This window comes from Enterobacter sp. CGMCC 5087, from assembly GCF_003144775.1.
Taxonomy (GTDB): Bacteria; Pseudomonadota; Gammaproteobacteria; order Enterobacterales; family Enterobacteriaceae; genus Enterobacter; species Enterobacter cloacae_M.
The window spans coordinates 1-19240 of sequence record NZ_QFXN01000043.1; the positions used below are offsets into that span (position 1 = coordinate 1).

Annotated in this window: 22 protein-coding genes; 10 read left to right on the forward strand and 12 right to left on the reverse strand. The window is 52.8% G+C overall.

Annotated elements, in window-relative coordinates; genetic code table 11:
- Positions 1 to 484 (reverse strand): MipA/OmpV family protein (locus tag DEO48_RS04070; RefSeq protein WP_146198236.1); only part of this gene is annotated, 484 nt, incomplete at its 3' end.
- Between the two features lie 431 nt (positions 485 to 915).
- Between DEO48_RS04070 and yeaG the strand changes: the two genes are divergently transcribed.
- The 3 genes from yeaG (at position 916) to DEO48_RS04085 (ending at position 4807) form a co-directional block, all read left to right on the forward strand.
- On the forward strand, positions 916 to 2850 hold the full coding sequence (gene yeaG / locus DEO48_RS04075; RefSeq protein ID WP_008500713.1) for a protein kinase YeaG: 1935 nt from the start codon (positions 916 to 918) through the stop codon (positions 2848 to 2850).
- 74 nt (positions 2851 to 2924) lie between these two features.
- Positions 2925 to 4208 carry a YeaH/YhbH family protein gene (locus tag DEO48_RS04080; protein WP_109844436.1) on the forward strand — a complete coding sequence of 428 codons (1284 nt, stop codon included), beginning with the start codon at positions 2925 to 2927 and terminating at the stop codon, positions 4206 to 4208.
- 98 nt (positions 4209 to 4306) lie between these two features.
- Positions 4307 to 4807, forward strand: coding sequence for a YbaK/prolyl-tRNA synthetase associated domain-containing protein (locus DEO48_RS04085; protein WP_109844437.1), 501 nt, complete (start codon positions 4307 to 4309; stop codon positions 4805 to 4807).
- Positions 4808 to 4828: 21 nt separating this feature from the next.
- On the opposite strand, the gene yoaI is transcribed toward DEO48_RS04085, so the two are convergent.
- Positions 4829 to 4933, reverse strand: coding sequence for a small membrane protein YoaI (gene yoaI / locus DEO48_RS04090; protein WP_010430055.1), 105 nt, complete (start codon positions 4931 to 4933; stop codon positions 4829 to 4831).
- 145 nt (positions 4934 to 5078) lie between these two features.
- Between yoaI and DEO48_RS04095 the strand changes: the two genes are divergently transcribed.
- Positions 5079 to 5525 (forward strand): DUF441 domain-containing protein, encoded by a 447-nt coding sequence (locus DEO48_RS04095; protein WP_109844438.1) that lies wholly within the window; start codon positions 5079 to 5081, stop codon positions 5523 to 5525.
- On the opposite strand, the gene DEO48_RS04100 is transcribed toward DEO48_RS04095, so the two are convergent.
- A complete protein-coding gene (locus tag DEO48_RS04100; protein ID WP_109844439.1) occupies positions 5509 to 6300 on the reverse strand; it encodes a helix-turn-helix transcriptional regulator in 792 nt (263 codons plus the stop codon). The two genes, DEO48_RS04095 and DEO48_RS04100, sit on opposite strands and share 17 nt — an antisense overlap.
- Positions 6301 to 6399: 99 nt before the next feature.
- On the opposite strand from DEO48_RS04100, the gene DEO48_RS04105 reads away from it, so the two are divergent.
- Positions 6400 to 7587: a CynX/NimT family MFS transporter gene (locus DEO48_RS04105; RefSeq protein ID WP_109844440.1), complete on the forward strand. Its 1188-nt coding sequence runs from the start codon at positions 6400 to 6402 to the stop codon at positions 7585 to 7587.
- A 32-nt stretch (positions 7588 to 7619) separates the two neighbouring features.
- Here DEO48_RS04105 and DEO48_RS04110 read toward each other — a convergent pair whose 3' ends face one another.
- Positions 7620 to 8327, reverse strand: a complete 708-nt coding sequence (locus tag DEO48_RS04110; protein WP_109844441.1) for a CTP synthase — start codon at positions 8325 to 8327, stop codon at positions 7620 to 7622.
- 101 nt (positions 8328 to 8428) lie between these two features.
- Here DEO48_RS04110 and DEO48_RS04115 point away from each other — a divergent pair, with 101 nt between their 5' ends.
- Entirely contained in the window at positions 8429 to 8773 is a 345-nt protein-coding gene (locus tag DEO48_RS04115) for a DUF488 domain-containing protein (protein ID WP_109844442.1), read from the forward strand.
- Here the strand turns inward: DEO48_RS04115 and DEO48_RS04120 are convergent, their stop codons facing one another.
- Both DEO48_RS04120 and DEO48_RS04125 read right to left on the reverse strand, forming a co-directional pair.
- A complete protein-coding gene (locus DEO48_RS04120) occupies positions 8774 to 9079 on the reverse strand; it encodes a hypothetical protein (RefSeq protein WP_109844443.1) in 306 nt (101 codons plus the stop codon).
- 80 nt (positions 9080 to 9159) lie between these two features.
- Positions 9160 to 9414 carry a DUF333 domain-containing protein gene (locus DEO48_RS04125; protein ID WP_109844444.1) on the reverse strand — a complete coding sequence of 85 codons (255 nt, stop codon included), beginning with the start codon at positions 9412 to 9414 and terminating at the stop codon, positions 9160 to 9162.
- Positions 9415 to 9723: 309 nt separating this feature from the next.
- Here DEO48_RS04125 and DEO48_RS04130 point away from each other — a divergent pair, with 309 nt between their 5' ends.
- Both DEO48_RS04130 and DEO48_RS04135 read left to right on the forward strand, forming a co-directional pair.
- On the forward strand, positions 9724 to 10752 hold the full coding sequence (locus DEO48_RS04130; RefSeq protein ID WP_032658325.1) for a sensor domain-containing diguanylate cyclase: 1029 nt from the start codon (positions 9724 to 9726) through the stop codon (positions 10750 to 10752).
- A gap of 45 nt (positions 10753 to 10797) precedes the next feature.
- Positions 10798 to 10896, forward strand: coding sequence for a YoaK family small membrane protein (locus DEO48_RS04135; protein WP_029739841.1), 99 nt, complete (start codon positions 10798 to 10800; stop codon positions 10894 to 10896).
- Between the two features lie 130 nt (positions 10897 to 11026).
- On the opposite strand, the gene DEO48_RS04140 is transcribed toward DEO48_RS04135, so the two are convergent.
- From DEO48_RS04140 to DEO48_RS04150, 3 genes are all read right to left on the reverse strand, one after another.
- On the reverse strand, positions 11027 to 11275 hold the full coding sequence (locus tag DEO48_RS04140) for a GlsB/YeaQ/YmgE family stress response membrane protein (protein WP_006174788.1): 249 nt from the start codon (positions 11273 to 11275) through the stop codon (positions 11027 to 11029).
- Positions 11276 to 11560: 285 nt separating this feature from the next.
- Complete coding sequence (locus DEO48_RS04145) at positions 11561 to 13045, reverse strand: diguanylate cyclase (protein ID WP_375232162.1); 1485 nt, start codon at positions 13043 to 13045, stop codon at positions 11561 to 11563.
- 113 nt (positions 13046 to 13158) lie between these two features.
- Complete coding sequence (locus DEO48_RS04150) at positions 13159 to 14709, reverse strand: cyclic diguanylate phosphodiesterase (RefSeq protein ID WP_258306057.1); 1551 nt, start codon at positions 14707 to 14709, stop codon at positions 13159 to 13161.
- A gap of 205 nt (positions 14710 to 14914) precedes the next feature.
- Between DEO48_RS04150 and DEO48_RS04155 the strand changes: the two genes are divergently transcribed.
- Positions 14915 to 16414, forward strand: a complete 1500-nt coding sequence (locus DEO48_RS04155; RefSeq protein WP_109844445.1) for a cyclic diguanylate phosphodiesterase — start codon at positions 14915 to 14917, stop codon at positions 16412 to 16414.
- A 290-nt stretch (positions 16415 to 16704) separates the two neighbouring features.
- Here the strand turns inward: DEO48_RS04155 and DEO48_RS04160 are convergent, their stop codons facing one another.
- The 3 genes from DEO48_RS04160 to icd form a co-directional block, all read right to left on the reverse strand.
- Positions 16705 to 16950, reverse strand: a complete 246-nt coding sequence (locus tag DEO48_RS04160; RefSeq protein WP_109844446.1) for a DUF2543 family protein — start codon at positions 16948 to 16950, stop codon at positions 16705 to 16707.
- 74 nt (positions 16951 to 17024) lie between these two features.
- Positions 17025 to 17372, reverse strand: coding sequence for a DUF1304 domain-containing protein (locus tag DEO48_RS04165; protein WP_109844447.1), 348 nt, complete (start codon positions 17370 to 17372; stop codon positions 17025 to 17027).
- Between the two features lie 77 nt (positions 17373 to 17449).
- Positions 17450 to 18700, reverse strand: a complete 1251-nt coding sequence (gene icd, locus DEO48_RS04170; protein ID WP_008500752.1) for an NADP-dependent isocitrate dehydrogenase — start codon at positions 18698 to 18700, stop codon at positions 17450 to 17452.
- 117 nt (positions 18701 to 18817) lie between these two features.
- Between icd and DEO48_RS04175 the strand changes: the two genes are divergently transcribed.
- Positions 18818 to 19240, forward strand: a 423-nt coding sequence (locus DEO48_RS04175) for a pseudouridine synthase (protein ID WP_146198237.1), incomplete at its 3' end; no start/stop codon positions are given.

Here is a 19240-nt window from a genome sequence, read left to right on the forward strand (position 1 = left end):
CACCGATTCCCGGCGTCAGCGTGAGCCCACCGTTGGTGTAGCGGTACAACCAGGCCAGATCCCAGATAAAACCGTTGCTGTTGTCCAGCGTGTCACCCGCCAGGGCCGTACGCAGGAAGCCATACTCGGTGTTATGTACATACGAGAGCCCGGCCATCATGGTGCTTTTACGCTTGTCGAGCTGGCGAAGCGCATGGCTGTCGCTGTCACCCGGCTTGAAGTGCGTTGGGTCGTAGTAGGCCATGATGGAGAGCTTATCGGCCTTATCGTTCCAGAGATAGTAGCCGCCGCCGAGCCCGCGGAACCAGACGTTGTCGCCTTCATAGGTGATAACGGGAACAGGATAAACATCACGGTCATACTGTTTATACGGGCTGTTAATGACGCCAACACCCGCGCCAACCGTCCACTGACTTTCCGCCTGTGCGGTGCTTACTGCGGTCGCGGCAAGGATGCCTAATGCCAGAAGTTTGAGTTTGGTCACAATCCATTCTTTCCTGTAGTCAAATAATCAGCGGGTGAAGTGTAACCGCCATTCCCGTACATCCCAAAATTTTTTGCCTGCTAATCAGTCTGATTAACCCGTTATTTTTAACTTTTCAGATGACAACCCGCTTTCATTTATATGACCGCTGAATGAAAAACGTGCATTTGTCTTATAGCGACAGTGGAAATTTTTGGATGAGTTATTGATATGTCATTGAAAGTAGATTTTCTGGGCATGCAAGTTTTGCAAATGCCATCTACGCTTTAATTTAAGAAGAGTTTTCCTGAACACCCTGCGGTTCTTAGCGTCTGACCTGGCACACAGGTTGCTGCTCTGGCAGTGAGGTGCGAGAGATTCTCTTCCGGGAGCCTCCACTACTCATACGAACGGCTCTTATCCTGTGCTAAAAAACGAAAGGACGGCATGCCATGAATATATTCGATCACTATCGCCAGCGCTATGAAGCTGCCAAGGACGAAGAGTTCACACTGCAGGAGTTTCTTACCATCTGTCGGCAAGATCGCAGTGCCTATGCCAATGCGGCAGAACGGCTATTGATGGCTATTGGTGAGCCAAACATGGTTGACACTGCCCTGGAGCCTCGGCTTTCCCGTCTCTTTTCGAATCGGGTGGTCGCCCGATACCCGGCGTTTGAAGAGTTCTATGGTATGGAAGATGCCATCGAACAGATTGTCTCCTATCTGAAGCATGCCGCTCAGGGTCTGGAAGAGAAGAAACAGATCCTCTATTTACTCGGCCCGGTGGGTGGCGGTAAGTCCTCGCTGGCTGAACGCCTGAAGTCGCTGATGCAGCGCGTCCCTATCTATGTGCTGAGCGCCAACGGTGAACGCAGCCCGGTGAACGACCATCCGCTGTGCCTGTTCAATCCGCAGGAAGACGCGCAGATTCTGGATAAAGAGTATGGCATCCCGCGTCGCTACCTCGGGACCATCATGTCGCCGTGGGCGGCAAAACGCCTGCACGAGTTTGGTGGCGACATCACAAAATTCCGCGTGGTGAAGGTCTGGCCGTCTATCCTTGAGCAGATCGCCATCGCCAAAACAGAACCCGGTGATGAGAACAACCAGGATATCTCGGCTCTGGTAGGTAAAGTCGATATCCGCAAGCTGGAAAACTTCGCGCAAAACGATCCGGACGCCTACGGTTACTCAGGCGCGCTGTGCCGTGCTAACCAGGGGATTATGGAATTCGTCGAGATGTTTAAAGCACCGATTAAGGTGCTGCATCCACTGCTGACGGCTACCCAGGAAGGAAACTACAACGGGACGGAAGGTATCTCCGCCCTGCCGTTTAACGGGATTATTCTCGCCCACTCGAACGAATCTGAATGGGTGACCTTCCGTAATAACAAAAACAATGAGGCCTTCCTTGACCGCGTGTACATCGTCAAGGTGCCTTATTGCCTGCGGATCTCCGAAGAGATCAAAATTTACGAGAAACTGCTTAACCACAGCGAGCTGGTGCACGCCCCCTGCGCGCCCGGCACGCTGGAAACGCTGTCGCGCTTCTCCATCCTTTCGCGTCTGAAAGAGCCGGAAAACTCCAGCATCTACTCGAAAATGCGCGTCTATGACGGTGAAAGCCTGAAAGATACTGACCCGAAAGCGAAATCGTATCAGGAGTACCGCGATTACGCTGGCGTCGACGAGGGGATGAACGGTCTGTCCACGCGTTTCGCGTTTAAGATCCTCTCCCGCGTCTTTAACTTCGACCATGCGGAAGTGGCGGCCAACCCGGTTCATCTGTTCTACGTGCTGGAGCAGCAAATCGAACGCGAGCAGTTCCCGCAGGAGCAGGCTGAACGCTACCTTGAGTTCCTCAAAGGTTACCTGATCCCGAAATACGCCGAGTTCATTGGCAAAGAGATCCAGACGGCCTACCTGGAATCCTATTCAGAATACGGGCAGAACATTTTCGACCGTTACGTCACCTATGCTGACTTCTGGATCCAGGATCAGGAGTACCGCGACCCGGATACCGGCCAGCTGTTTGACCGTGAATCCCTGAACGCGGAGCTGGAAAAAATCGAGAAGCCTGCCGGGATCAGCAATCCGAAAGACTTCCGTAACGAGATTGTGAACTTCGTCCTGCGCGCCAGAGCGCATAACAACGGGCGCAATCCGAACTGGACCAGCTACGAGAAACTGCGCACGGTCATTGAGAAGAAAATGTTCTCCAATACCGAAGAGCTGCTGCCGGTGATCTCGTTTAACGCCAAAACCTCAACCGATGAGCAGAAAAAGCACGACGACTTTGTCGACCGTATGATGGAAAAAGGCTACACCCGCAAGCAGGTCCGCCTGCTCTGCGAATGGTATCTGCGCGTGCGTAAATCGTCTTAAAAACAAGTGCCCGGTGGCGGTTACGCTGACCGGGCCTACAAAATGCAAGTTGGCAAATGCAGTACGGGGGGTATATGACCTGGTTTATTGACCGGCGTCTTAACGGCAAAAACAAGAGCACGGTGAACCGCCAGCGCTTCTTGCGTCGTTATAAAGCGCAAATTAAACAGTCTATCTCCGAGGCCATCAACAAACGCTCGGTGACCGACGTCGACAGCGGCGAGTCTGTCTCCATCCCCACCGATGACATCAGCGAACCGATGTTTCATCAGGGGCGAGGCGGCCTGCGCCATCGCGTACACCCAGGTAATGACCACTTCGTTCAGAACGACAGAATTGAGCGTCCTCAGGGCGGCGGCGGTGGTTCAGGAAGCGGTCAGGGACAGGCCAACCAGGACGGTGAAGGTCAGGACGAATTTGTCTTCCAGATTTCGAAAGACGAATATCTCGACCTGCTGTTTGAAGACCTGGCGCTGCCGAATCTAAAAAAGAATCAGCATCGTCAGCTTAATGAATATAAAACCCATCGCGCGGGCTATACCGCCAACGGCGTGCCCGCCAATATCAGCGTCGTGCGTTCGTTGCAGAATTCGCTGGCGCGACGAACGGCCATGACGGCGGGCAAACGGCGCGAACTGCGCGAGTTGGAGAGCAGCCTGAAGGTCGTGGAGAACACGGAACCGGCGCAACTGCTGGAAGAGGAGCGCCTGCGTAAAGAGATTGCGGAACTAAGAGCGAAGATCGAACGGGTACCGTTTATCGACACCTTCGACCTGCGCTACAAGAATTACGAAAAACGCCCCGAGCCCTCCAGCCAGGCGGTGATGTTCTGTCTGATGGACGTGTCCGGCTCGATGGACCAGGCCACGAAGGATATGGCGAAACGTTTTTATATTCTGCTCTACCTGTTCCTGAGCAGAACCTATAAGAACGTGGAGGTGGTTTATATTCGTCACCACACTCAGGCGAAAGAAGTAGATGAACATGAGTTCTTCTACTCGCAGGAGACCGGCGGGACCATCGTATCAAGCGCTCTGAAGCTGATGGATGAAGTGGTCAAAGAGCGTTACGACCCGGCGCAGTGGAACATTTATGCCGCGCAGGCGTCCGATGGCGACAACTGGGCCGATGACTCACCGCTGTGTCACGAGATTCTGGCGAAGAAAATTCTGCCGGTGGTTCGTTACTACAGCTATATAGAAATTACCCGTCGCGCGCACCAGACCCTGTGGCGGGAGTATGAACATCTGCAGGCAATGTTCGATAATTTTGCCATGCAGCATATCCGTGACCAGGATGATATTTATCCGGTGTTCAGGGAGCTGTTCCACAAGCAATCTGCTACCAGCAACGCATAATCCAACAGCCAGCGAACGCGCTGGCTGTTTTCTTTCGACCTCGTTTATCCCGTGCTAATGTAGAACCCTGCATACAGGATTATCACCGGGAAATCGTTATGACTGACGACGTTATTGGGGCAGGAACCCACCAGCAGCTGATTACCTTACTCACCGAGCAGGGCGCGCGGTTTCGCGTCATGGAGCATGCGGCGGTCGGGAAATGTGAAGCGGTAAGTGAAATTCGCGGGACCGATCTGCGGCAAGGCGCAAAGGCCCTGGTCTGCAAGGTGAAGGGAAACGGCGTAAAAAAACACGTTCTGGCGATCCTCGCCGCCGATCTGCAGGCCGACCTGAGCCAGCTTGCCCGCCATTTTGGCGGGCTGAAGGCCTCCCTCGCCAGCCCGGCTGAGGTCGATACCCTGACCGCCTGCGTTTTCGGCGCGATCCCGCCCTTTAGCTTCCATCCTGATTTGGCGCTGGTTGCCGACCCGCTGCTGTTCGAGCGCTTTGACGAAATCGCCTTTAACGCCGGTTTACTGGAGAAATCCGTGATAATGGATACCCAGGATTACCTGCGCATCGCCCGTCCTGAGCTGGTGACCTTCCACAAAGCGTAACCGCTATGGCTGGCGACCCTGTCACCCTTTTCTTTCCAGAAACAGCACGGAGGCGACGAGAATAACGGCAATAGCGAAAAACGATGAGGAGATAATCAGCGTTTCAACAAACATGTGATCGTTCATGATGGCGACCCCTTTTGCGATATCTGCCTCCGTTTTAATCCGCGTAAATGACAACGTTATGACAACAATAAAATCTTTTTAAAACTACCCTGCGTCGCGTTTGCGCGTACTGTAAGCAGGTTAATTATTTTGGCAAGGATTCCCTATGTTTGACCCTACTCTTCTCATTCTTATGGCACTCGCCGCGCTCGGCTTTGTCAGCCATAACACCACCGTCGCCATCTCGATTCTGGTGCTGATTATTGTTCGCGTGACCCCGTTAAATAGCTTTTTCCCGTGGATAGAAAAACAAGGCCTCACCATCGGGATCATCATCTTAACCATCGGGGTAATGGCGCCCATCGCCAGCGGCACGCTTCCCGCCTCAACGCTGCTGCATTCGTTTGTAAACTGGAAATCGCTGGTGGCGATCGCGGTGGGAATTTTTGTGTCATGGCTGGGCGGACGCGGCGTTACGCTGATGAGTAGCCAGCCCTCGCTGGTGGCGGGTCTGTTGGTGGGCACCGTGCTGGGCGTGGCGCTCTTTCGCGGCGTGCCGGTCGGCCCGCTGATTGCGGCGGGCCTGGTCTCTCTGTTTATTGGGAAGTCGTAGTCAGGCTGGCCATATAACGCGCCGGCGTCTGGCCGAGTCCCTTCCTGAACATGGTGATAAACGCGGTGGTAGAGTCATAGCCGAGTGACTGTGCCACCTGCTGTACCGATTTCCCACCAATCAAATGCTGTAAGGCCACAATCAGCTGCAGCTGGTGGCGCCAGCGGCGAAAGCTTAAACCGGTCTCTTTCACCACCAGCCGCGCCAGGTTGCGTTCGCTCATGGCAAAGTGGCTCGCCCACTGCGTCAGCGTCTGCCAGGCGGCGGGCTCTTCCGCCATTTTCTCGCTCATCAGCCGAATTTTAGGATGGGGCGAGACGGGCAGCTGCAGATGCTCCTGACGCTGGAGCGGCAGCTCGTCAAACAGAACGTCCACCAGGCGCGACGTGGTCGCAAGAGAGAGCTGTTCACGCGATTTTTCCGCCAGGGATAAAATCAGTTCCCGCACCAGAGGGGAGATTTTCAGGGTGCAGCAGCGGTCGGGCAAGCTTGCCGCCCCCGGCTCAATGAACAAAAAGCAAAGCTGCGCCCCCGGGGTAGCCCTGTTGCTGTGCGGCATTTGCCCGGGGATCCAGACGGCGTACTGGGGCGGAACCATCAGCATGGCATTTTCCACTTCGCAGGTGATCGCGCCGCCGAGGGCGAGAATCAGCTGCCCCTTACGGTGATGATGTCGGGGAATATACTGTTCCTCCGCCACCACGCGGATGCGAAATGCGACGGCCGCATCGTGCTGGCTATCGGGATCATAGCCGTCCAGTCCCAGACCAATCATCAGTTTGTCCGATTTTAGCGATAAACTGTCATTTTAGCCTGATTTCAACCGCCGGGAAAATCGGTATTGTGTGCGCTCGCTTGAACGTATGAGAACATAATGACTACTGCTATTCGCACCTCAGGAAAACACGGCGCGCTGTTGATTGCAGGCATCCTGATGATTGCCACTACGCTTCGCGTCACCTTTACCGGCGCAGCCCCGCTGCTCGACACTATTCGTCTTGATTATGGCTTAAGCACGGCGCAAACCGGTCTGCTGACTACCCTGCCCCTGCTGGCTTTCGCCCTTGTCTCACCGCTCGCCGCAGGCGTTGCCCGACGTATCGGCATGGAGCGCAGCCTGTTTGTCGCCCTGCTGCTGATTTGCGCCGGAATTGCACTTCGCTCGCTACCTTCCGCCGCGCTGCTTTTCATCGGAACGGCGGTCATCGGCTGCGGGATTGCGCTCGGTAACGTGCTGTTACCCGGATTAATTAAGCGTGACTTCCCGGGCCAGGTAGCCCGACTCACCGGGGCCTATTCCCTGACGATGGGCGTCTCGGCGGCGTTTGGCTCAGCGATGATTGTTCCCCTGGCGCAGGGTAGCGCGGGCTGGCATGGCGCGCTGCTGATGCTGATGGCGTTTCCGCTGGTCGCGCTGCTGCTATGGCTGCCGCAGTGGCGTCAGAAACACGTTGCGACGGTAACGGGCGCTGGCGCGCTGCATAATCGCGCCATCTGGCGCTCGGCCCTCGCCTGGCAGGTGACGCTCTTTTTGGGGATTAACTCGCTGATTTACTACGTCATCATCGGCTGGCTGCCGGCGATATTGCTCAGCCACGGCTACAGCGAAGCGCAGGCCGGCTCGGTGCACGGGCTGTTGCAGCTGGCCACGGCCGTGCCGGGGCTTGCCGTTCCTCTGGTACTCCACCGTCTGAAAGATCAGCGGGGGATCGCAGGTGCGGTGGCGCTGATGTGCGCGGTAAGCGCGGCGGGGCTATGGTTTATGCCTGACATGGCGGTGATGTGGACGCTGGTGTTTGGCTTTGGCTCCGGAGCAACGATGATCCTCGGCCTGACGTTCATCGGCCTGCGCGCCAGCTCTGCGCACCAGGCTGCGGCGCTGTCCGGCATGGCGCAGTCGATTGGCTATCTGCTCGCCGCCTGCGGCCCTCCGCTGATGGGGAAAATTCACGATAGCGCGGGAGACTGGCAAATCCCGCTTCTGGGCTGCGCCCTGGCCGCCGTGATAATGGCGCTCTGCGGCGTGCTTGCCGGGCGAGACCGGGAGATCGCGCCCCGTTAAACAGTGTGGCAGACCATCTGGTCTGCCTTTTCCTACCCGCGCGCCGCGCGCAGCATCGCCTGCACCAGCACGACCGGACGGCCTTCCAGCGCTGCACGCTCATGCTGGAATAAGGTGATCACGAAGAACGGGTGCGTAACCAGTTCTGCGGCGCGAATTTCCCCCTGTTCGTCCCAGCCCGTAACGTGCATATCACCGCTTTCCAGCGCCTGGGAAAACGCCGGCGACACGCCATAGTTACAGTGATAGCCCTCTTCAATTTCCGGCTTGCCGTACGCTTTCGCGATCAGCGTATTTTGGCGCAGCTCAATGGCATCGGTTTTTTCCACCAGCGAACAGGCCAGCGGCGCAATCACCATGGTGCCTTCGGTATCCGTCTCGGCATGTGCCGCATCGGCCCAGCCCAACACATTGCGGGCATACTCAATCAGCGCGTGCTGGAATCCGCCGCAGGTGCCAAGGAATGGAATGCCGTTTTCACGCGCATAGCGCGCGGCGATAAAAGCCGCCTCGGTGTTTTTATAGGGGCTGGCAGGAACCAGCCAGATGGCATCGTAGCCCACCAGATCTTCAGGACTTGTCAGCTCCGTGGTGGCAAGCCAGTCGTAATCGGCGGTGAGGTCAAGGACTGCGGCGGCGTCGTCAATGGCTAGCGGGATCGCCTGATGCGCAATAACACTGGGATTGTAATCGCCAACCAGCGCAATGCGCAGCGTCGTTTTAACCGGGAGGTGTTCCATGAAAGGTTCCTTATGCCAGAGTATTATCAGATAACATAAGGAACCTCAGACTACCGATCTTCTGCAATTATCACAATACCTTAAATTGGGAGGGTGGAATTATGATTCAATGCAAACGCGTATACGAGCAGGCTGGCCCGGACGACGGCTATCGGGTGCTGGTGGACAAACTGTGGCCGCGCGGGGTTAAAAAGACGGACCTCGCGTATGATGAATGGTGTAAAGCGCTCACGCCCTCGAATGAATTACGCAAGGCCTTTCATAGCGAAACCATTGATTTCGCCACCTTCAGTAAGGCCTATAGGGAAGAGCTGGCGCAGCATGCTGACGAGGGAATGCGTCTTGCGACGCTGGCGAACAGGCAAACCGTCACCCTGCTCTACGCTGCCAAAGACACGAAGCAAAATCACGCCCTGGTATTAGCCGACTGGCTGCGCCATCTCTGATCAGCCGATCGCCAGCTCGTCAAGCATTTGCGGCGCTTCATCGGGGGTGAGCGGCATCAGATGTTCGGCGCGGACAAAGGCAAAGCCGTGCTGATTGTCAAAGGCATAAACATCGCCAGTCACCAGCCAAAGCGCGCGATCGGCGGTAGCGGGTAATTGCGTCATCACGCCGTTGACCGGGTTAACGAAACGCAGGCCGGGCTGACACAGGCCAAACAGCTCAACAGATTTACCAATATTTCGACGGCCTGACGCCGTGCGGGCACCCACGATCATCGCCATGCTGCCCGGTTTAAGCTGAAACATACTTCTCTCACGGTAACGGTAGCCAGGGTCTGGCTAAGAATAATCCTAAAGAGAAGTGTATCGCAGGCAATATACGTCTGTCACCTGGTGGGTTGCGGACGATCGCGACGATAAAGCGTCCATTCATCGATCACTTCGCCACCCGGTAATTTGCACTCGGTTCGAACGCCCTGCGGGCTTTGAACCGGGATCTGTTCCCCGCCTTTCTCCAGGCAGTACACGGAGGCCGGGTTCGCCATACCGATAGCGTGAGGCGGTGTCGGCGCATCGGGTGGCGTAGTTTTTGCGGTGCAGGCGGCAAGGGGAAGCGCCAGCGCCAGAAGCAGAAATCTCATCTCATTGATCCTTGTGACGTCATGACAGTCTAAGGGTAACGGGCCATCGCCCCTTTCTCCATGATTTCTCCATTTTAACTGCACTTTTCAGCACTATAGTGTGGCATGTTCTCGATATGACCAGAGAACATCATTCCGTAATCAAGATGTCTTTGCCCCGGTCTCAACAACGGGGCCTTTTTTCTATCCTGCGGCCCCCTCCCTGCATATATTAAATTTTTTATATTCATGTTTTACTATGCCTGAAGTCTAAAAACTCAGCATAACATGCAGATGCAGACGTCTTCTGCCTGGGAGTCATTCTACGTCATGTCGGATATTATCCTTGCCCGTGTTTCAGAAACCCTCGCCACTGAACAATCCCTTGAAGGTCTCGTTCGTCAGCTGCTGGAGATGCTGGAGATCGTGACTGACATGGAGTCGACTTACCTCACCAAGGTAGATATCGAAGCCCGACTGCAGCATATCCTCTACGCCCGCAACAGCAAGCAGATGACAATCCCTGAGGGGCTGAGCGTCCCGTGGGATGAAACACTGTGTAAGCGCGCGCTCGATAGCGACACCGTATTCAGCAACGACGTTCCCGAACGCTGGCCGGAGTGCGAGGCGGCGAAAGCGCTCGGCATTACGACCTATATGAGTATTCCTGTCCATCTTGCGGATGGTTCACTTTACGGAACGCTCTGCGCCACCAGCACGGCCAGAAAGCCGCTGAGCGAGCGCGGTGAACAGGTTCTGAAGTTATTCGCCGGGCTGATTGCCCAGTCCATTCAGAAAGAGTCGCTGGTAACCCAGCTTCGCGAAGCCAATGCGGCCCTCATCGCGCACTCTTACACGGATGCCCTTACCGGTTTACCTAACCGTCGCGCCATTTTTGAAGATCTGACCACGCTGTTTTCCCTGGCGCGGCACCTTAAGCGTAACACCGTCATCGCGTTCATCGATCTGGATGATTTCAAGCTGATTAACGATCGCTACGGCCACGAGGCTGGCGACCAGTTCCTGATTGAAGTGGGCAAGCGTCTGACGGAAGAAAAACAGCAGGACGATATTATCGGTCGTCTGGGCGGGGATGAATTTCTGGTCGCGTCATTGAGTACATCCCACAGCGAAGGAGATAACGCGCAGGTCACGCTGCTCAAAACGCGCCTCAGCGCCTGTATTGCCGGTGAATACTGGCTGGGTAGCGTCAACCTCATATACCCCGGAGCCAGCGTCGGCGTTATCGAAGTGGACCCTCGGGTAACCGATCCGGACAGCGCATTACGCGACGCGGATGTCGCGATGTATCAGGATAAGAAAGGAAAAAGCAAAACACGCTTTCTCACTATGGATTAACCCCGTACACTCTACGGCGTTATAGAAACCGAAACAGGTGATGATATGAGAATAGGGATCCTCTTCCCGGTCGTTATTTTTATAACGGCGGTGATTTTTTTAGCATGGTTTTTTGTCGGTGGTTACGCGGCGCCTGGGGCATAAATGAGAAAAACGACCCTCATTATGCTGATCGTAGCCATCGCGGCGTTTGCCGGCACCCAGCTTGGCTGGTGGTAAACCCGCCACGTAAAAAAGGCCGCCATCTGGCAGCCTTTTTTAACGCTTTTAAGCCTTAGCTTTTGATTTTTCTGTAGATAAACAGAACAACCAGCGCACCGATGACCGCGACGGCAAAGCTGCCGAAGTTAAAGCCATCGACTTTGCCAAAACCGAACAGCGTACTGATCCAGCCGCCGACTACCGCGCCGATAATACCCAGTATTACGGTGACGATAAAACCACCGCCATCTTTGCCCGGCATGATCCACTTCGCCAGAATACCCGCAATAAGCCCAAAGATAATCCAGGATAAAATTCCCATAACTTTCCTCTCTGTATGGTTTTTGTCATTAAATCAACGACACAAAAAAGAATAGCACAGGATTTCAGAAAGGAAGTTTGTGACAGGCATCACAATGAGAGAGTGCGCAATTATTCATCAACAAAAAGAGCGTGCCACATAAACTGTGGGGTTGCATCTTTTGTTGAGAAAGATTATCTTTCTCAACACCGAATAGTTGAGCGAAACACTCAGGTATTCAGTACGACATTGCTCACATTGCTTCCAGTATTTCTTGCCCACTCCTGAGTGGGCTTTTTTTTCTGCTCATACCCCAACAAATGCGTAACGGTTACGTCCCGCGCGTTTCGCCTGATAGAGCGCCTGGTCTGCGGCAATAATGATATTTTGCTGGCTGCCCGCTATGTCGACCGCACGCGCGGTGGAAATCCCGACGCTTACCGTCACCCGTCCGAAGGGGCTAAAAGCATGCGCGATTTGCAGGGAAAACACATTTCGAATAATCGTCTGCGCCAATCGGAGCGCATCCTGAATATCCGTATCCGGCAATATCAGCGCAAATTCCTCTCCGCCGTATCGCGCCACAATCTGATTATCACGTGTCAGACTCTCCCTGAGGCTGTTTCCGAGCATTGCCAGACACCGGTCCCCTTCCGGATGGCCGTAGTTATCGTTGTATTTTTTGAAGTAGTCCACGTCCACAATCAGTATCGAAATCGCTGCGTCATGTGCGGCACACGTCGCGATTTCCGAGAGGATTCTTTCATCAAAGATGCGACGATTGTACAGCCCGGTCAACGCATCCTCGGAAGCGATAATCTTCAGCGCCTTATTATCTCTGGTTTTTCTGGATAAGTCGGAATACAGGAAGTACGACGCGACGATAAGTATCGCAGTGAAAATGAAAATGAGTAGCGCCAGCTGAATAGCCTGCTTGCGCCACGGTGCGAGGGCTTCATCAATGCTGACGGCCACGGTGGTCACCAGCCCGTAGCGTCGGTTTTTTTCATAGGCGTAAATGCGTTCGATTTTATCAAACCGCGAAACGGAACTGGCTATTCCGGTATTTTGTACCTTTAGGTATTTCCTGAAGAGGGGTGAATCAGAAAAAATCGTGCCGACGTAGGTATTTTTAAAGGGGTGACGGACCAGCAGCACGCCGGATTGAGTCGTTAAGCCAATGACGCCCAGGTGACCAATATTAATCTGCCCGTAAAGCGCGAGAAAATTCTCGATACCCAGCGTCACCACCACGACACCGTTAAATGCCCCGGTGTGGGTTTCAAGGCGACGACTAATGGTAATGACCCATTTGCCATTGGTTCTGCTTACCACGGGCTCACCAATAAAAATCTGCTGATTTTTATTTTCCTTGTGATAGATAAAAAATGACCTGTCCGATCCTTTGCGTGGGCCTGTAAAAGTTTCGTGCAACGCGGTAAAGATATCGCCCTGAGCGTCGTAAACAACCACATTATTAATCTGGGTAAGAAGATTATCCTGATCATTTATCATCCGCTGAATATTGGTCGCCTGTTGCGGCGTCATGCCATAAATTTCGATTATGTCGGAAACGGTAGTAATTAACATTTCGCTTTGGCGCATGATCCCCTCGGTGTAGACATCAAGGGTATGGCTCAGGTTAGCAACGCTGGTATTAATTTGCTGAATTGACTGCTGTCTGGACGTGGCAATTTGGACGGCAAGCGACAGCGAGATGATCAATGAGACAATGATGACGGTAATGGTTGTTGTGTAAAAAGTATTTTTCACATGCACGAGCTTTTCCACCTTATCACGCCTGACATCCCTGGCTGACAACTCTTGTCACTGTAACAAAGCTCGGGATAAGAGGAAAATGAATTGCACTTAAGCATACAACAGAAGCTCGTCTTTATTTCGTTTTACAAACTAACGGTCTCCCTGGGTTTAGATAAAATGACTTTAATAAAATCGATATAGGAGACGGGCTTACCAAAATAATATCCCTGTAACAGGGTTATCTCATTACGGTTGAGATACTCCAGTTGCTCTTTTGTTTCTACGCCTTCAGCAACAATGCGTAAAGAGAGTTTTTTCGCCAGGTCAATGACGCAGTCCAGCAGGATCGTTGAGTCCTTTTCCTCTGAAACCCGGTTCACAAAGCTTTTATCAATTTTAATATAATCAATGGCCAGCGCATTAAGGCATGACAGCCCGGAATAACCCGTACCAAAATCATCCAGGGCAATAACAAAGCCGGCGTTATGCAGCATGTTAAGGTTTTCCACGAGGTGGGGATTATCGATCAGCGGTTCACGCTCGGTCACCTCGAGAACCAGTTTCACCTCTTTACCCTGAAACCCCTTCCCGAAGACGCGGCAGTCACCGATAAATGAAGGCGCATTAATATGTCTGGCGCTGATGTTTACCCCGATATGAAACCCGTCCGGTAGCTTAGGCAACAGCGGCTTAAGCTGGGTCACCACTTTTGCCATTAACCCTTTGGTCAGCGGTATAATCAACCCGCTACGTTCGGCAATCGGAATAAAGACATCCGGCGGGATAAAGCCTGACTTTGGATGCTTCCATCTTGCCAGGACCTCAACGCCATATAACCCGCCGGTATCGCCGTTCACGATCGGCTGGTAATATGGCACGATCTCCTCCTGCAAAATAGCCTTACGTAAGTCGTCTTCAAATGAGGTACTTTTCCCCTTGTATCGGCGGATCAAAATACCCACCGCCACCGATAGCGCAAGAATAAGCAGTATCAGGCTCCATCCCTGTTGCAAAAGCCGCGTCAGGCTGAAAAAGGCAGGAGGTTGCCAGGCGAGACTGAAGGGAAATTGCGTTGATGCCGTAAGCGCTCCCGCCCAGGAGGCCGCTTTCCAGCCCCTCACGGCACCGTTGCGAACAAGCATGCTTTCGCCGACAACCAGCCCCAGATCCATGCTGTTCGATGCGCTTGCAATGACGTCCTGCAAATGCGCGTCACTGATGCTGACGATGACGCGCCCTCCCGCGATGGGCATTTGAAAGACAAGCACCGGAATGCCGTTCACCAGTCGACTGCCCGGTAACAGCAGCAATTTTTCGGCAGGTAACGTCTCAGGATGAATAATCAACACGCCATTCCCGGGAAGGGAAGTACAGATGATTTTACCCTGCTGCTCAATCATGATGGCGCGCAGATGCGGTTTTAGCGCTGCCTCTGTCCCCAGCGCCAGCTGTCCGCTACTGGTACACCCTTCGGCCGCAACGCGCTTCGCCGTGCTGGCCGCACTGACTGCTTCAGCCAGAATGTTTTCTATTTTTTGGGTGCTGGCCGTGGCGGTATGACTATTACTCAGCTTCTCCATCTGCCATAGCTGCCAGTTAATAATCAAAATGCCGCTCAGAAAAAGAAACAGAGCGCTAAGAATAGGGATCATCACGTTGCGCACGATGTTTTCCTTAATAGAAAAATCAAGCATGGGTGTTCTGGTTGAAGAGCCTGTGCTAACCCGGTATTGCTTATAACAATGAAAATAGCTTAGCTGAGAATTGTCTTAAAAAACTGATACTTTCGTATGACTTCACCTGCCGTCATTTACTCACATGACGTGACTATCAGGCTTGTTCCTTGCCCTGGCTGTGTTAAGATTTGTGAAATCAGGGAGCGGACTGGATAACTGGAAAATGAAAAAGCTCATTGCCGTTGCTATCGTTTCGACGCTTCTGGTTTTCCTGTCTCTTTATGCGGTCAATGCTGTAATCATTGGTCAGCAGAAGAGCAAACAGCGTGAAATATCCCGTACCCTTTTACATTATTCAGAAGACGTATCCCAAAGCGTGGCGCTGGGTCTCAAAAGCATCACGACGCAGGGATGTGATAAAACCAGCCTCGATCGCTACAGACAAATTAAGCTTAATAATCTTTATTTTGCCGATATCGGCTTTATTGAGAAGGGGAAAATTGTCTGTACCGCTTTTTGGGGAAAACTCGCGACGCCCGTTGCACTTCCTGCAGAACTGCATAAAACGCCGAGGGGCTTTCTCCTGGCCCAGTTTTCGAGAAAAGACTTTTTCACGGGCAATGCGGCAATTTATAATAATATTATTATCTTCACCTCCCGCTATGCTTACGATAAATTCACACCGGTCACCGCAAGCTATTCGCTCAGTACTACCACCAAAGATTTCGGAAGAGTCTTTTTTTCGGCCGCCACGGAGCTAAATCAGCAGAGCTGGCTGCATTCGACGTTGTTTACCCTGACTCTGACACAGTGCAGCGCCTTCTGGGACCTGTGCGTCATCGTGAAGCATCACGACGCCGGGCTGGCCTCGTTACCTCCATTTATCTTTGCGCTTCTCGCGGTCATTCTCTGTTTTATCTGGACTGCGATAACGTTATTTATCTTCCGTATCTATGAAGACCGTTTTTCTCTGGAACGTACGCTGATAAAAGCCGTCATCACGAATACCATCAGCGTTAACTATCAGCCCATTATTCGCATTCACGATCAAAAAATCGTGGGCGTCGAAGTTCTGTCGAGATGGCGCGATCAAAAGCACGGGGACGTCTCTCCGGAGCTGTTTATCCCATTAATTAAGAAGATCGGTCTGTATAAAAAATATTACAGTAATATTATCGAAAAATCCCTTTCCGAAATTGCCCCTCTGGCGATAAAACACCAGCTGATAGTCTCAATAAACGTTGGGCACAAGGAAATTGAAGATGGACAGTTCATTACCATTTTGCGCCGTGCGTGTTTTGCCAACCACCTTCCCCTTTCCCTGATGAAGGTCGAACTCTCCGAAAAAGCCGTTTCCACGGCAGATATCCTCGAGGGATTCTGTCAGGAGCTGAAATCGCTCGGCGTTAAAATATCAATAGATGATTTTGGCGTGCAAAACTCGAATCTCGCCCGCCTGTCGCTGCTTGAATATGATGAAATCAAAATCGATAAGTCGCTGGTGGACGGCATCAGCGAGCATTATAAGCAAAACATCTTTGTAATCTTCAGCGATGCCCTTGCAAGATTGAATAAAACGCTTGTTTTCGAGGGCGTGGAAAATGAAATTCAATATCGGTTTATTGCAAGCCGATATCCTGATGCGTTGATTCAGGGATGGTATTTTTCAAAAGCACTCACCCGAAGCGAGTTGGCGAAGCGACTCACCGGGGTCGCACCGTAATCCGAAGCCTTGCGCGTCCGTTTTTTTCCTGTCGGGCATTTCTATTTTTTACGCAAAAACATATAGTCGTCACATTCAGACGGTAGATTACCCTGAAGCACACTCATATTTTGGTTAAAAACGTGAAATTATCCTTACTATTACCAGTGGTACTCTTTTGTCTTACCGTTATTTTCGGGCTGTTTATAGACGCCCCCGCGTCGCATATTCTGCGGAAAAAATGCATGTGGTCCGATAGCGTGATGCTGAGCTGTATCGCCAAGCATCAGCATAACGGCTTTTGAAGCAGACTATTCATTTCCCCACTGATTGAGGAAGTTCGCAATATCATCGATGCGACCCGCACGGATCCCGGCCTCAGTGGCCATATCCTGCTGAGCTTCCTCGCTAATCTCCTCATTATTCGATAAACGGGTGAGCAGCAGCTGGAAATAATGTGCCAGCGCGTCGCGCTCTGACTCAGCGACCTGCTCAGCGGCTTCCGTCGCGTACTCATCGGCAATGTCATAATATTTCAGTGGGATATCGTTGTTCATATCTGTCTCGTCGCTAATCTTTACGGGTAAAGCCATCAGTATATCGGACGCCTAATCTCAACCAAAGCATTGCTTCAGATGAGTAACGCAAGCAGCGCTGCGAGAGCGGGCGCGGCCTGTACATACAAAATTTTTCGGCTGGCGGTGGCTGCGCCAAAGAGCCCGGCAATCAGCACGCAGGTCAGGAAGAAGATGGCCACCTGAATACCCTTTTCGCCGAGCCAGAGGCTCCAGAGCAGACCGGCAGCCAGAAAACCGTTATACAACCCTTGGTTTGCGGCCAGCACGCGGGTCTCGCGCGCAAAATCAGGACGCAGATTAAAGGCCTTGTGCCCTGTTTTCGTATCCCACAGGAACATTTCCAGCACAAGAATGTAAAGATGGATGAATGCAACGACAGCGATAAGGACGGTGGCTAACATCGTGTTGTCTCCCGCAGGCAGAGGCAAAAAAAACGGGAACCCTCAGGCCCCCGCTCTTGTTTAATCCAGAATCTGGATTACATGTTCGCGATAATCGCGTCGCCAAACTCTGAGCATTTCAGCAGCTTAGCGCCTTCCATCAGACGTTCGAAGTCATAGGTTACGGTTTTCGCGTTGATCGCGCCTTCCATACCTTTAACGATCAGGTCTGCGGCTTCGAACCATTCCATATGACGCAGCATCATCTCTGCGGACAGGATGATAGAGCCTGGGTTCACTTTGTCCTGACCCGCGTATTTTGGTGCAGTGCCGTGGGTCGCTTCGAACAGAGCGCACTCGTCACCGATGTTCGCGCCAGGGGCGATACCGATACCGCCAACCTGAGCTGCCAGGGCGTCAGAGATGTAATCACCGTTCAGGTTCATACAGGCAATTACGTCGTATTCTGCAGGACGCAGCAGGATCTGCTGCAGGAACGCATCGGCGATCACATCTTTAATGATGATCTCTTTGCCGGTGTTCGGGTTCTTAATTTTCTGCCATGGGCCACCGTCGATCAGCTCACCACCGAACTCTTCTTTCGCCAACTGGTAACCCCAGTCTTTGAACGCGCCTTCGGTGAACTTCATGATGTTGCCTTTGTGAACCAGGGTCACAGAGTCACGGTCGTTGGTGATCGCGTATTCGATGGCCGCACGCACCAGACGTTTAGTACCCTCTTCAGAGCATGGCTTGATGCCGATACCGCAATGCTCAGGGAAGCGAATTTTCTTCACGCCCATCTCTTCGCGCAGGAATTTAATCACTTTTTCTGCGTCAGCAGAGTCCGCTTTCCATTCGATACCCGCGTAGATGTCTTCTGAGTTTTCGCGGAAGATAACCATATCGGTCAGTTCAGGGTGCTTAACCGGGCTTGGGGTGCCCTGATAGTAACGAACCGGACGCAGACACACGTACAGGTCCAGCTCCTGACGCAGTGCCACGTTCAGGGAACGGATACCGCCGCCAACTGGCGTCGTCAGTGGGCCTTTAATAGCAACGCGGTAGTCGCGGATCAGATCCAGCGTTTCTGCTGGCAGCCAGACGTCCTGGCCATAAACTTGCGTCGATTTCTCACCGGTGTAAATTTCCATCCAGGAAATTTTACGCTCGCCTTTGTAGGCTTTCTCAACAGCGGCATCAACCACTTTCAGCATCGCCGGGGTAACGTCTACACCGATACCGTCACCTTCGATGAACGGGATAATCGGATTGTGAGGAACGTTAATCTTGCCGTTTTGCAGGGTGATCTTTTTACCTTCCGCCGGAACAACTACTTTGCTTTCCATTAACCTCTCCTTCGAGCGCTTCTGGTTGTTACTGATCTTATGTTAATAAATTGTAATGAGCCCTTCGATAGTACCTGATTGTCCTGCGCCATGAAAGGTCTTCGTTATTAGGCTATAATGCGGCAATTGATAACGCCTGAAAATACCATGAAGAAAACTTCTTTTACAAAACACCGGGTTGAGCGATTCAGCTCGCGACAAGCCGCCAGAAGACCGCAGGAAACCCAGCCGAAGCGGGTTATTTTGTTCAATAAACCCTACGATGTTTTGCCTCAGTTTACCGATGAAGCCGGACGCAGCACGCTGAAGGATTATATCCCTGTTCAGGGCGTCTACGCGGCCGGGCGCCTGGACCGCGACAGCGAAGGCCTTCTGGTCTTAACCAACGACGGCGCGTTGCAGGCGAAGCTCACGCAGCCGGGCAAACGCACCGGCAAAATTTACTTCGTCCAGGTGGAAGGCGAGCCGGATGACGCGACGCTGGCAGCGCTACGCAGCGGCGTGACGTTGAACGACGGCCCAACCCTGCCGGCGGGGATT

Coding starts and splice junctions, on each gene's coding strand:
- yeaG (WP_008500713.1), top strand. CDS start 916: ATGAATATATTCGATCACTATCGCCAGCGCTATGAAGCTGCCAAGGAC.
- DEO48_RS04080 (WP_109844436.1), top strand. CDS start 2,925: ATGACCTGGTTTATTGACCGGCGTCTTAACGGCAAAAACAAGAGCACG.
- DEO48_RS04085 (WP_109844437.1), top strand. CDS start 4,307: ATGACTGACGACGTTATTGGGGCAGGAACCCACCAGCAGCTGATTACC.
- yoaI (WP_010430055.1), bottom strand. CDS start 4,933: ATGAACGATCACATGTTTGTTGAAACGCTGATTATCTCCTCATCGTTT.
- DEO48_RS04095 (WP_109844438.1), top strand. CDS start 5,079: ATGTTTGACCCTACTCTTCTCATTCTTATGGCACTCGCCGCGCTCGGC.
- DEO48_RS04100 (WP_109844439.1), bottom strand. CDS start 6,300: ATGATTGGTCTGGGACTGGACGGCTATGATCCCGATAGCCAGCACGAT.
- DEO48_RS04105 (WP_109844440.1), top strand. CDS start 6,400: ATGACTACTGCTATTCGCACCTCAGGAAAACACGGCGCGCTGTTGATT.
- DEO48_RS04110 (WP_109844441.1), bottom strand. CDS start 8,327: ATGGAACACCTCCCGGTTAAAACGACGCTGCGCATTGCGCTGGTTGGC.
- DEO48_RS04115 (WP_109844442.1), top strand. CDS start 8,429: ATGATTCAATGCAAACGCGTATACGAGCAGGCTGGCCCGGACGACGGC.
- DEO48_RS04120 (WP_109844443.1), bottom strand. CDS start 9,079: ATGTTTCAGCTTAAACCGGGCAGCATGGCGATGATCGTGGGTGCCCGC.
- DEO48_RS04125 (WP_109844444.1), bottom strand. CDS start 9,414: ATGAGATTTCTGCTTCTGGCGCTGGCGCTTCCCCTTGCCGCCTGCACC.
- DEO48_RS04130 (WP_032658325.1), top strand. CDS start 9,724: ATGTCGGATATTATCCTTGCCCGTGTTTCAGAAACCCTCGCCACTGAA.
- DEO48_RS04135 (WP_029739841.1), top strand. CDS start 10,798: ATGAGAATAGGGATCCTCTTCCCGGTCGTTATTTTTATAACGGCGGTG.
- DEO48_RS04140 (WP_006174788.1), bottom strand. CDS start 11,275: ATGGGAATTTTATCCTGGATTATCTTTGGGCTTATTGCGGGTATTCTG.
- DEO48_RS04150 (WP_258306057.1), bottom strand. CDS start 14,709: ATGCTTGATTTTTCTATTAAGGAAAACATCGTGCGCAACGTGATGATC.
- DEO48_RS04155 (WP_109844445.1), top strand. CDS start 14,915: ATGAAAAAGCTCATTGCCGTTGCTATCGTTTCGACGCTTCTGGTTTTC.
- DEO48_RS04160 (WP_109844446.1), bottom strand. CDS start 16,950: ATGAACAACGATATCCCACTGAAATATTATGACATTGCCGATGAGTAC.
- DEO48_RS04165 (WP_109844447.1), bottom strand. CDS start 17,372: ATGTTAGCCACCGTCCTTATCGCTGTCGTTGCATTCATCCATCTTTAC.
- icd (WP_008500752.1), bottom strand. CDS start 18,700: ATGGAAAGCAAAGTAGTTGTTCCGGCGGAAGGTAAAAAGATCACCCTG.